Annotated in this window: 8 protein-coding genes; all 8 read right to left on the reverse strand. The window is 52.5% G+C overall.

Annotated features, from left to right (window positions below; genetic code table 11):
* Positions 1–62: 62 nt before the first annotated feature.
* The 8 genes from rpoC to secE all read right to left on the reverse strand — a co-directional run bounded on the left by rpoC (position 63) and on the right by secE (position 12250).
* Positions 63–4286: a DNA-directed RNA polymerase subunit beta' gene (gene rpoC, locus N6G83_RS50480; RefSeq protein ID WP_024531019.1), complete on the reverse strand. Its 4224-nt coding sequence runs from the start codon at positions 4284–4286 to the stop codon at positions 63–65.
* A 118-nt stretch (positions 4287–4404) separates the two neighbouring features.
* On the reverse strand, positions 4405–8433 hold the full coding sequence (gene rpoB / locus N6G83_RS50485; protein WP_021182159.1) for a DNA-directed RNA polymerase subunit beta: 4029 nt from the start codon (positions 8431–8433) through the stop codon (positions 4405–4407).
* 333 nt (positions 8434–8766) lie between these two features.
* On the reverse strand, positions 8767–9132 hold the full coding sequence (rplL, locus tag N6G83_RS50490; protein WP_021182158.1) for a 50S ribosomal protein L7/L12: 366 nt from the start codon (positions 9130–9132) through the stop codon (positions 8767–8769).
* 65 nt (positions 9133–9197) lie between these two features.
* Positions 9198–9695 (reverse strand): 50S ribosomal protein L10, encoded by a 498-nt coding sequence (gene rplJ, locus N6G83_RS50495; protein WP_024485329.1) that lies wholly within the window; start codon positions 9693–9695, stop codon positions 9198–9200.
* Positions 9696–10025: 330 nt separating this feature from the next.
* The gene (rplA, locus tag N6G83_RS50500; RefSeq protein ID WP_024531018.1) at positions 10026–10730 is read right to left on the reverse strand and encodes a 50S ribosomal protein L1; all 705 of its coding nucleotides are present in this window, start codon (positions 10728–10730) and stop codon (positions 10026–10028) included.
* A 3-nt stretch (positions 10731–10733) separates the two neighbouring features.
* Positions 10734–11162 carry a 50S ribosomal protein L11 gene (rplK, locus tag N6G83_RS50505; RefSeq protein WP_024531017.1) on the reverse strand — a complete coding sequence of 143 codons (429 nt, stop codon included), beginning with the start codon at positions 11160–11162 and terminating at the stop codon, positions 10734–10736.
* Between the two features lie 157 nt (positions 11163–11319).
* A complete protein-coding gene (nusG, locus tag N6G83_RS50510; RefSeq protein WP_021182154.1) occupies positions 11320–11865 on the reverse strand; it encodes a transcription termination/antitermination protein NusG in 546 nt (181 codons plus the stop codon).
* Position 11866: 1 nt separating this feature from the next.
* Positions 11867–12250 carry a preprotein translocase subunit SecE gene (gene secE / locus N6G83_RS50515; RefSeq protein ID WP_021182153.1) on the reverse strand — a complete coding sequence of 128 codons (384 nt, stop codon included), beginning with the start codon at positions 12248–12250 and terminating at the stop codon, positions 11867–11869.
* Positions 12251–12543: the final 293 nt, after the last annotated feature.

Consider the following 12543-nt stretch of genomic DNA (forward strand, 5'->3'; position numbering starts at 1 on the left):
CGGCTAGGATAGCCAGGGCTTTAGTCATTCACTGCAAAACGTACAGTCAGGGATCAGGTGACTTATTCGTCACTGCCACCCAGGTTGCCAGCGTTGAGCAATTCGGCCAGGTTGGCTGTCGCTTCTTCCGCGCTAACCAGCGGAACAACCGGAGTTTCACCCAGAGCCTTACGGCGCATACGATCCTGGTGATAAGCGTAACCGGTACCGGCTGGGATCAGACGGCCCACGATCACGTTCTCTTTCAGGCCGCGCAGTTCATCACGCTTACCGGCAACAGCCGCTTCGGTGAGAACGCGCGTCGTTTCCTGGAACGATGCAGCAGAGATGAAGGACTCGGTCGCCAAGGAAGCCTTGGTGATACCCAGCAGATCGCGTGAGAAGGTTGCTTCGATCTTGCCTTCAGCAGCAAGTTTACGGTTAGCAATCTTAACGCGTGATACTTCAGCCTGTTCGCCTTCCAGGAACTCGGTGCTACCAGCGCTAACGATGGTCCCTTTACGCAGCATCTGACGAACGATAACTTCGATGTGTTTATCGTTAATCTTAACGCCTTGCAGACGGTAAACTTCCTGCACTTCGTTGGTGATGTAGCGAGTAACCGCATGCACACCACGCAGACGCAGAATGTCATGTGGAGATTCTGGGCCGTCAGAAACAACGTCACCACGTTCCACAATTTCACCTTCGAACACGTTGAGCTGACGCCATTTAGGGATCATCTCTTCGTAAGCGTCGCTGCCGTCCAGTGGAGAGATTACCAGGCGACGTTTGCCTTTGGTCTCTTTACCGAACGAGATAATCCCGCTGATTTCAGCCAGGATTGCCGGCTCTTTCGGACGACGTGCTTCGAACAGATCCGCAACGCGTGGCAGACCACCGGTAATATCCTTGGTACCGCCGGATTCCTGAGGAATACGCGCCAGGGTATCACCCGCACCGATCTGAATGCCGTCTTCCAGCTGCACAATCGCTTTACCCGGCAGGAAGTATTGAGCAGGCATATCAGTACCTGGGATCAATACGTCGTCGCCTTTGGCATCAACGATTTTCAGTGCCGGACGCAGGTCTTTACCGCTACCGGTACGTTCTGCGCTGTCCAGTACCACCAGAGAGGACAAACCGGTCAGTTCGTCGGTCTGGCGGGTAATGGTCTGGCCGTCAACCATATCGGCGAAGCGAATGAAACCGCTCACCTCGGTCACAACCGGCATGGTGTGTGGATCCCAGTTAGCAACGGTTTCGCCGCCGTTAACTTCTGCACCATCACCTTTGCCCATTACAGCACCGTAAGGCACTTTGTAGCTTTCTTTGGTACGGCCGAATTCGTCGATCAGCTTCAGTTCGGTATTACGCGAGGTAATTACCAGCTTGCCTGAGGCGTTCATAACGAACTTCACGTTGCTCAGCTTCAGGTTACCTTTGTTCTTCACCTGGATGCTGGATTCTGCTGCCGCACGAGATGCCGCACCACCGATGTGGAACGTACGCATCGTCAGCTGTGTACCCGGCTCACCGATGGACTGGGCCGCGATAACGCCGATGGCTTCACCTTTGTTGATGATGTGACCACGTGCCAGGTCGCGACCATAGCAGTTGGCGCACACACCAAAGTCGGTTTCACAGCTAACTACGGAACGGACTTTCACGCTGTCGACAGAGTTCTCTTCCAACAGGTCACAGGTCTTCTCGTTCAGCAGGGTGTTGCGTGGCACCAGGATGTCAGCCGTACCCGGCTTGATGACATCTTCAGCGGTCACACGACCCAGAACGCGTTCACGCAGTGGCTCTTTAACGTCACCACCTTCGATAACCGGAGTCATCATGATGCCGTTGTGAGTACCACAGTCGTCTTCGGTCACTACCAGGTCCTGCGCCACGTCAACCAGACGACGGGTCAGATAACCGGAGTTTGCCGTTTTCAGTGCGGTATCCGCCAAGCCTTTACGAGCACCGTGCGTGGAGATGAAGTACTGGAGTACGTTCAGACCTTCACGGAAGTTCGCAGTGATTGGCGTTTCGATGATGGAGCCATCTGGCTTGGCCATCAGGCCACGCATCCCCGCCAACTGACGGATCTGAGCGGCAGAACCACGAGCACCGGAGTCGGCCATCATAAAGATGCTGTTGAAGGAAACTTGTTGTTCCACCACGCCGTCACGGTTAACCACGTCTTCAACCGACAGGTTTTCCATCATCGCTTTAGCAACACGTTCGTTCGCCGCAGCCCAGATATCGATCACTTTGTTGTAGCGTTCGCCCGCGGTAACCAGACCAGACTGGAACTGCTCCTGGATCTCGGCAACTTCGGTTTCCGCTTCTTCGATGATCTCTGCTTTCTTGGCTGGGATAACCATGTCATCGATACCTACAGACGCGCCTGAACGGGCAGCGTAAGCAAAACCGGTGTACATGATCTGGTCAGCGAAGATTACGGTCGGCTTCAGGCCCAGGATGCGGTAACAGGTGTTCAGCATCTTGGAGATCGCTTTCTTGCCCAAAGGCTGGTTAACGATCGAGTAAGGCAGACCTTGCGGTACGATCATCCACAGGATGGCGCGACCGATGGTGGTATCGATAATCGAAGTCTGGTGAATAGATTCACCTTCGGTATTCTTGATCTCTTCTGTAATACGCACTTTTACGCGTGCATGCAGAGAGGCCAGACCGGCGCGGTAAACGCGTTCAGCTTCTTTAGGACCCGTCAGAACCATGCCTTCGCCTTTGGCGTTAACACAGTCACGAGTCATATAGTACAGACCCAATACAACGTCCTGAGAAGGAACGATGATTGGCTCGCCGTTCGCTGGTGACAGGATGTTGTTGGTAGACATCATCAACGCACGCGCTTCCAGCTGGGCTTCCAGCGTCAACGGTACGTGAACAGCCATCTGGTCACCATCGAAGTCGGCGTTGTATGCCGCACAAACCAGCGGGTGCAGCTGGATCGCTTTACCTTCGATCAGAACCGGTTCAAACGCCTGGATACCCAAACGGTGCAGGGTTGGTGCACGGTTCAGCAGTACCGGGTGTTCGCGGATCACTTCGTCCAGGATATCCCAAACGACAGCTTCTTCGCGCTCAACCATTTTCTTGGCGGCTTTGATCGTTGTGGCCAGGCCACGCAGTTCCAGCTTGCCGTAGATGAACGGTTTGAACAGCTCCAGTGCCATTTTCTTCGGCAGACCGCACTGATGCAGACGCAGGTATGGACCTACGGTGATTACAGAACGACCAGAGTAGTCAACACGTTTACCCAACAGGTTCTGACGGAAACGACCCTGCTTACCTTTGATCATATCGGCCAAAGATTTCAGAGGACGCTTGTTGGAACCGGTGATCGCACGGCCGCGACGGCCGTTATCCAGCAGGGCATCTACCGCTTCTTGCAGCATACGCTTTTCGTTGCGCACGATGATGTCCGGCGCAGCCAGATCCAGCAGGCGTTTCAGACGGTTGTTACGGTTGATCACGCGGCGGTACAGATCGTTAAGATCTGAAGTCGCGAAACGGCCACCATCCAGTGGAACCAATGGACGCAGATCTGGCGGCAGTACCGGCAGCACGGTCAGGATCATCCACTCTGGCTTGTTACCAGATTGCACGAACGCTTCCAGCAGCTTGATACGCTTGGTCAGCTTCTTACGCTTGGTTTCGGAGTTGGTTTCGTTCAGCTCTTCACGCAGCTGCTCACACTCGGCTTCCAGATCCATGTTTTTCAACAGGGCCTGAATAGCTTCCGCACCCATCTTGGCGTCGAATTCGTCACCAAACTCTTCCAGCGCATCCAGATACTGCTCTTCAGTCAGGATCTGACGACGCTCGAGGTTGGTCATACCGCCTTCGACTACCACGTAGGATTCGAAGTACAGTACACGTTCGATGTCACGCAGCGGCATATCCAGCAGCAAACCGATGCGCGAAGGCAGCGATTTCAGGAACCAGATGTGCGCAGTCGGAGAAGCCAGTTCGATGTGGCCCATACGCTCACGGCGTACTTTGGTCTGGGTCACTTCAACGCCGCACTTCTCACAGATCACGCCGCGGTGTTTCAAGCGCTTGTACTTACCGCACAGGCACTCGTAATCTTTTACCGGCCCAAAGATACGGGCGCAGAAAAGGCCGTCACGCTCAGGTTTGAACGTACGGTAGTTAATGGTTTCCGGCTTTTTAACTTCACCGAACGACCATGAACGGATCATGTCTGGCGATGCCAGAGCAATCTTGATCGCATCAAACTCTTCGGTCTTAGTTTGCGCTTTCAGAAACTTTAATAAGTCTTTCACGGATTGGCTCCTGTCGGAGTTAAACCTGTTGGGCGCACGCTGACAAATCGCGCGCCCGTGTGACCTGAACAACCACCCTCTGGCTCCCTAAGGTCGGGAGCCAGAGCTGGAATAGCGATTAGTCGCCTTCCAGTTCGATGTTGATACCCAGCGAGCGGATTTCTTTCAACAGTACGTTGAAGGACTCCGGCATGCCTGGTTCCATACGGTGATCGCCATCCACGATGTTTTTGTACATCTTGGTACGGCCGTTGACGTCATCCGACTTAACGGTAAGCATTTCCTGCAAGGTGTAAGCTGCGCCGTATGCTTCCAGCGCCCACACTTCCATCTCACCGAAGCGCTGACCACCGAATTGCGCCTTACCACCCAGCGGCTGCTGAGTCACCAAGCTGTAAGAACCGGTAGAACGCGCGTGCATCTTATCGTCAACCAAGTGGTTCAGTTTCAGCATGTACATATAGCCGACAGTTACCTGGCGCTCGAACTGCTCGCCGGTACGGCCATCAAACAGCGTAATCTGACCCGAAGTCGGGATACCGCCCATTTCCAGCAGTTGCTTGATTTCTGACTCTTTCGCACCATCGAAGACTGGGGTTGCGATCGGCATACCTTTTTTCAGGTTCTCTGCCAGACGCAAGACTTCGTCGTCGGTGAAGGTGTTCAGGTCAACTTTCTGGCAAACGCCGTCACCCAGATCGTAAGCCTTCTGGATGAATTCACGCAGCTTGGCCACTTCCTGGTGCTGCTTGAGCATTTGGTTGATCTTCTCACCAATGCCTTTCGCCGCCATACCCAGGTGAGTTTCCAGGATCTGACCGATGTTCATACGCGATGGAACGCCCAACGGGTTCAGAACGATGTCAACCGGCGTACCGTTTTCATCGTAAGGCATATCTTCGATCGGGTTGATCTTGGAGATAACACCCTTGTTACCGTGGCGGCCTGCCATCTTGTCACCCGGTTGGATCTGACGCTTAACGGCCAGATACACCTTGACGATTTTCAGCACGCCGGGTGCCAGATCGTCGCCTTGGGTGATCTTACGACGCTTGGCATCCAGCTTCTTCTCGAAGTCGGATTTCAGTTCGTCGTACTGCTCTGCCAGCTGTTCCAGCTGGTTTTGCTTGTCTTCGTCGGTCAGGCCCAGTTCCAACCAGCGATCGCGTGGCAGTTTGCTCAGCTTCTCGGCTTCGATACCACCAGAAACCAGTACCGCATGGATACGAGCGAACAGGCCAGCTTCCAGGATCTGCAGTTCTTCAGTCAGGTCTTTCTTCGCCTGCTTCAGCTGCATCTCTTCGATTTCCAACGCACGCTTGTCTTTGTCCACGCCATCGCGGGTAAAGACCTGCACGTCGATAACCGTACCGGAAACGCCGTTTGGTACACGCAGAGAAGAGTCTTTAACGTCAGACGCTTTCTCACCGAAGATCGCACGCAGCAGCTTCTCTTCTGGCGTCAGCTGGGTTTCACCTTTCGGCGTTACCTTACCAACCAGAATGTCGCCACCGGTCACTTCTGCACCGATATACACGATACCGGATTCATCCAGTTTGGAGAGCGCTGCTTCACCCACGTTAGGGATGTCGGCGGTGATCTCTTCCGGCCCCAGTTTGGTGTCGCGAGACACGCAAGCCAGTTCCTGAATATGGATGGTGGTGAAGCGATCTTCCTGTACTACACGCTCGGAGACCAAGATGGAGTCTTCGAAGTTGTAGCCGTTCCAAGGCATGAACGCGACGCGCATGTTCTGACCCAACGCCAGTTCACCCAGGTCTGTAGACGGGCCATCTGCCAGCACGTCGCCGCGCTCGATTGGCTCACCCAGATTCACACAAGGCATCTGGTTGATACAGGTGTTCTGGTTAGAACGGGTGTACTTGGTCAGGTTATAAATATCGATACCAGCTTCGCCTGGGTACATCTCGTCTTCGTTAACTTTGATAACGATACGGGAAGCATCCACGTACTGGATCACACCACCACGTTTGGCTACGGCAGTAACACCGGAGTCAACCGCTACGGCACGTTCCATACCGGTACCTACCAGCGGCTTGTCAGCACGCAGGGTTGGCACCGCTTGACGTTGCATGTTCGCACCCATCAATGCACGGTTGGCGTCATCGTGTTCCAGGAATGGGATCAGTGAAGCACCAACAGAAACAACCTGCTGGGTTGATACGTCCATATAGTCAACCTGGTCGCGGCTAAACAGGCTTGATTCGCCTTTGCTACGACAGGTAACCAGGTCTTCTTCGAAGCGGCCTTCTTCGTCCAGGTTGGAGTTCGCCTGAGCGATAACGAAGTTGCCTTCTTCAATAGCAGACAGATAGTTGATTTCATCGGTCACCACGCCGTCACGCACGCGGCGGTACGGGGTTTCCAGGAAGCCATACTCGTTGGTCTGTGCGTACACGGACAAGGAGTTGATCAGACCGATGTTTGGACCTTCCGGCGTTTCGATTGGACACACGCGACCGTAGTGAGTCGGGTGTACGTCTCGAACTTCAAAGCCGGCACGTTCACGGGTCAGACCGCCTGGGCCCAATGCAGAGATACGACGTTTGTGCGTGATCTCAGACAACGGGTTGTTCTGGTCCATAAACTGGGACAGCTGGCTTGAACCGAAGAACTCTTTCACCGCAGCCGAAATTGGCTTGGCGTTGATCATGTCCTGAGGCATCAGGGTATCCAGATCGCCCAGGGACAGACGTTCTTTCACCGCACGCTCAACACGCACCAGACCGACACGGAACTGGTTCTCGGCCATTTCGCCAACGGAACGGATACGACGGTTGCCCAAGTGGTCGATATCGTCCACTTCGCCTTTACCGTTACGGATATCGATGAGCTTCTTCATCACTTCGATGATGTCGTCTTTGCTCAGGATGCCCGAACCTTCGATCTCGTCACGCAGCAGAGAACGGTTGAACTTCATCCGGCCAACCGCAGACAGATCGTAGCGGTCTTCAGAGAAGAACAGGTTCTCGAACAGGCTTTCCGCCGCTTCACGCGTTGGTGGCTCACCAGGGCGCATCATGCGGTAGATTTCTACCAGAGCGCTCAGACGATCGCTGGTTGGGTCGACACGTACGGTTTCAGAAATGTACGCACCGTGGTCCAGATCGTTGGTGAACAGCGTTTCGATACGCTTGTGGCCTGACTGGCTCAGCTTGGCCAACAGATCCAGTGACAGCTCCATGTTGGCTGCACAGATCAGTTCGCCGGTATTGGTATCGATATAGTCCTTCGCGACCACTTTGCCCGCAATGTACTCAACCGGTACTTCAATACTGCGAATTTCGTCTTTTTCGAGCTGACGGATATGACGAGCGGTGATACGGCGTGCTTTCTCAACGTAGATCTTACCGTTGGCTTCGATATCGAAGGACGCAGTTTCACCACGCAGACGCTCTGGAACCAGCTCCATCTGCAGCTTGTTATCACGGATCTCGAAAACAATTTTCTCAAAGAACAGGTCAAGGATCTGCTCAGTGGTGTAGCTCAGCGCGCGCAGAATAATGGTCGCAGGCAGTTTGCGGCGACGGTCGATACGCACGAACAGGTTGTCTTTCGGGTCAAACTCGAAATCCAGCCATGAGCCACGGTAAGGGATGATACGTGCGTTATACAGCACTTTGCCCGAGGAGTGGGTTTTGCCCTTATCGCTGTCGAAGAACACACCAGGACTACGATGCAGCTGGGATACGATAACCCTCTCGGTACCGTTAATTACAAAGGTACCGTTTTCGGTCATGAGCGGAATTTCGCCCATATAGACTTCTTGTTCCTTGATGTCTTTGACCGTACCTTCTGGTGCTTCACGTTCGTAGATGACCAGGCGCAGTTTTACGCGCAGCGGTGCAGAGTACGTCACACCACGGATCTGGCACTCTTTAACGTCAAACACCGGCTCACCAAGACGGTAGCTAACGTATTGCAGCTCCGAATTGCCACTGTAGCTCTGGATCGGGAAAACAGAACGGAATGCGGCTTCTAAGCCGTATTGCCCTTCTGGATCTTGCTCGATAAATTTCTGGAACGAGTCAAGCTGGATAGAAAGGAGATAAGGTATGTCCAAAACTTGCGGACGCTTACCAAAATCCTTACGAATACGTTTCTTCTCGGTATAGGAGTAAACCATAGGGTTCCTCAGCTCGCTGGAAAGTCGAACCTATTTGTCCGTCCGGATAGGGGACGGTTCATGCAACACCGTTTTGTTGACCGGAAAGCGAGAACACTTTCCGCAATACTCGTTTCTATCACGCTTAAATCATTTCATTGCCGTGGCGGCAGATTCGGCTGCGGCGCAGAGGGCAGTATATTAAGTCGTCGATAGAAAGAAATATTGGGGTTAGCCAGTAGTCAAACAGTGTGAAACTCTACTGACGCCCTACAGCGCAAAAAGGCTGGTGACCAAAAAGTCACCAGCCATCAGTCTGTTAGTTAAAACAGACTGCACTCCAAAAGCAGTGGCTTATTTAACTTCAACTTCAGCGCCAGCTTCTTCCAGAGCTTTTTTCAGTGCTTCAGCGTCGTCTTTGCTGATGCCTTCTTTCAGTGCTGCTGGTGCAGACTCAACCAGGTCTTTAGCTTCTTTCAGACCCAGGCCAGTTGCGCCACGTACTGCTTTGATTACTGCAACTTTGTTCGCGCCGATACCTTTCAGTACAACGTCGAATTCAGTTTTTTCTTCAGCAGCTTCAACAGCAGCAGCAGGACCTGCAGCTACAGCAGCAGCAGAAACACCGAACTTCTCTTCCATAGCGGCGATCAGTTCAACGATTTCCATTACAGACAGGGCTGCAACGCCTTCGATAATTTGGTCTTTAGTGATAGACATAACAAAAGTTCCTAAAATTCAGAAATAGTTTAAATACGTAAGCAAAGGCTAAGAAAGAGAGAGGCTTATGCCGCTTCTTTCTGATCGCGTACTGCAGCCAGAGTGCGAACCAATTTGCCGGCAGCGGCTTCTTTCATGGTTGCCATCAGGCGTGCGATTGCTTCATCGTAAGTAGGCAGCGTTGCCAAGCGGTCGATTTGTGCCGCAGGGATCAGCTCACCTTCAAAGGCCGCAGCTTTAACCTCAAATTTTGCATTCGCTTTCGCGAACTCTTTGAACAGACGAGCAGCAGCGCCCGGGTGTTCAGTAGAGAATGCAATCAAGGTAGGACCGACAAACGTGTCTTTCAGGCATTCGAACGGAGTGCCTTCAACTACGCGACGCATCAAGGTGTTACGAACAACACGCATGTAAACGCCAGCTTCACGACCTGCTTTACGCAGTTCAGTCATTTTATCAACGGTAACGCCACGAGAATCCGCAACTACCGCAGACAGCGCGCCTTTGGCTACTTCGTTGACTTCAGCAACAATCGCTTGTTTGTCTTGAAGATTTAATGCCATTAGCTTTTTGCTCCTGGATTTAGCCGGGGAAAATCCCCGGAACTCACTTCACTCAACAGCGTGTGCGAACACGCGCCGTTGAGCGGCTTAACACGGTGAGCAGAATCCAGCAAAGACCATTCTTTTTAAAAAAGAAAAAATTTCTTTAGGCTCTGTCACCGTCTACGCAGGAAGGATTAAGTGCCTTGCGGCACACCTGCGGTCTTGGACGGAGGCCTGGATAGGCCAGGCTCCAACCGAAAAATCTGTTGTTCCACCTATAGCGGAACCTTGGGGGATAAGATTCTAGATGAATCCCACCCCCAAGTCAAAGCGATAATCGCAGTGCGATTAGTTCGCTACAGCAGTCAAGCCGCTTTGATCGATAGCAACGCCAGCACCCATGGTGGTGGAGAGGCTAACTTTCTTGATGTACACGCCTTTTGCCTGAGATGGTTTGGCTTTTTTCAGCGCAACCAGCAGAGACTCCAGGTTTTCCTTCAGCTTGTCTGTGTCGAAATCAACCTTACCGATAGTGGTATGGATGATACCGTTTTTGTCGTTACGATAACGAACCTGACCTGCTTTAGCGTTCTTAACAGCTTCAGCAACGTTAGGAGTAACGGTACCCACTTTCGGGTTAGGCATCAGACCACGTGGACCCAGAACCTGGCCCAGTTGACCTACAACGCGCATTGCATCCGGGGAAGCAATAACCACGTCGAAGTTCATCTCGCCTTTCTTGATCAGGTCAGCCAGATCTTCCATACCTACCAGCTCTGCGCCTGCAGCTTTAGCAGCTTCAGCGTTAGGGCCCTGGGCAAATACGGCAACGCGAACGCTGCGACCGGTGCCGTGTGGCAGAACGGTAGCACCACGAACGTTTTGGTCTGATTTACGAGCGTCGATGCCGAGGTTAACGGCAACGTCAACGCTTTCTACGAATTTAGCGGTGGCCAGCTCTTTCAGCAGAGCAACAGCTTCGAGGATGTCATACTGTTTAGTAGCATCAACTTTGTCACGGATCACGCGCATGCGCTTGGTCAGCTTAGCCATTTCTTAATCCTCCACTACCAGGCCCATGGAACGAGCAGTACCTTCGATGGAGCGAATCATCGCTTCAACGTCAGAACCAGTCATGTCCGCAGCTTTGGTTTCTGCGATTTCACGAACCTGTGCACTAGTCACTTTGCCAACTTTATCTTTGTTTGGCTTGCCGGAACCAGATTTAACACCAGCCGCTTTCTTCAGCAGAACTGCTGCCGGCGGGGTCTTGGTTACGAAAGTGAAGGAGCGATCAGAATAAACTGTAATAACAACCGGGATCGGCAGGCCTTTCTCAACGCTGTCAGTCTTAGCGTTAAATGCCTTACAGAATTCCATGATGTTAACACCTTGCTGACCCAAAGCTGGACCAACTGGTGGACTTGGGTTAGCCATACCGGCTGCAACTTGCAGCTTAACGTAGGCTTGTACTTTCTTGGCCATTGAAATTTCCTCGTTTGGGTAATATCGCCTCCTGAGAGGCTCCCCGTGTTTCGTCTCGCTGCAAGAGCAAGACATCTAAAAACAAAAGGCGCGAAATTGTAGTTCAATTTCGCGCCTCTGACAAGCCACAATTTCGCTCGCCTTGCTGATTATTTGATCAGCCTTTTTCTACCTGGCTAAAGTCCAGTTCCACCGGCGTTGCACGGCCAAAGATGGAGACAGACACTTTCAGGCGGCTCTTCTCGTAGTCCACTTCTTCAACGACACCGTTAAAGTCAGCAAATGGACCATCGTTGACGCGCACCAGTTCACCCGGTTCGAACATCGTTTTCGGACGTGGCTTATCACCAGCCTGCTGCAGGCGGTTCATAATAGCGTCCACTTCTTTATCGCTGATCGGTGCTGGACGATCGGAAGTTCCACCGATGAAGCCCATAACACGAGGAACACTGCGCACCAGGTGCCAGCTGGCGTCATTCATCACCATCTGAACCAGTACATAGCCAGGGAAGAATTTACGCTCACTCTTACGACGTAGACCACCACGGATCTCCACCACTTCTTCGGTGGGAACCATGACTTCGCCGAACAGCTCTTCCATATCGTGCAGTTTGATATGTTCACGCAGCGATTGCGCTACGCGACCTTCAAAACCGGAAAACGCCTGAACGACGTACCAGCGTTTTTTTGGGGCTTCAGACATTTTAGAACCTCAGGCCAGTAATAAACGATACCAGACGGACCAATATACCATCCAGGCCCCACAGAATCAGTGACATCACGGCGGTTACCGCGGCAACGATCAACGTGGTGTGTAACGTTTCCTGACGAGTTGGCCAGATCACTTTACGTACTTCAGTACGCGCTTCGCGCGCAAACGCAACGGTGGCTTTGCCTTTAGTGGTCATCAATGCCACTGCACCTGCAACGGCAATAACCACGACAACGGCCAACGCACGCAGCGGCAGGCTGAAATCACGGTAGTAATAGTTACCGACGATAGCCACAACCAACAGAACGGCGACGATTGACCACTTGGCCGCTTCAAGGCCGCGCCCGCTCCCTTGAGCCTCGGTATTCGCACTCATAAACCAACCTGTCACTAATGATTCGAACAAACAACTTTGCCTCGCAATGCGAGGCAAACCAAACCGAACAGATGCCGCTTGGCAGCATCTCGGTGTTTTACGCCATGACGTATTTCAGTCAATACCGTTTAAGAGCCCATCTCACCAATGATTATGACTGCAAAATCGCTGATGAGATAGGTTCTAGTTCACAGCGTAGAAAAAGGGCATCAAATGATGCCCTTTTATCGCATGTCGCGTCAAATATTATCCGCGATTAAGCGATAACTTTGGCAACAACACCAGCGCCAACG

This window comes from Serratia sp. PL7, assembly GCF_945957435.1.

Coding starts and splice junctions, on each gene's coding strand:
- rpoB (WP_021182159.1), bottom strand. CDS start 8,433: ATGGTTTACTCCTATACCGAGAAGAAACGTATTCGTAAGGATTTTGGT.
- rplL (WP_021182158.1), bottom strand. CDS start 9,132: ATGTCTATCACTAAAGACCAAATTATCGAAGGCGTTGCAGCCCTGTCT.
- rplJ (WP_024485329.1), bottom strand. CDS start 9,695: ATGGCATTAAATCTTCAAGACAAACAAGCGATTGTTGCTGAAGTCAAC.
- rplA (WP_024531018.1), bottom strand. CDS start 10,730: ATGGCTAAGCTGACCAAGCGCATGCGCGTGATCCGTGACAAAGTTGAT.
- rplK (WP_024531017.1), bottom strand. CDS start 11,162: ATGGCCAAGAAAGTACAAGCCTACGTTAAGCTGCAAGTTGCAGCCGGT.
- nusG (WP_021182154.1), bottom strand. CDS start 11,865: ATGTCTGAAGCCCCAAAAAAACGCTGGTACGTCGTTCAGGCGTTTTCC.
- secE (WP_021182153.1), bottom strand. CDS start 12,250: ATGAGTGCGAATACCGAGGCTCAAGGGAGCGGGCGCGGCCTTGAAGCG.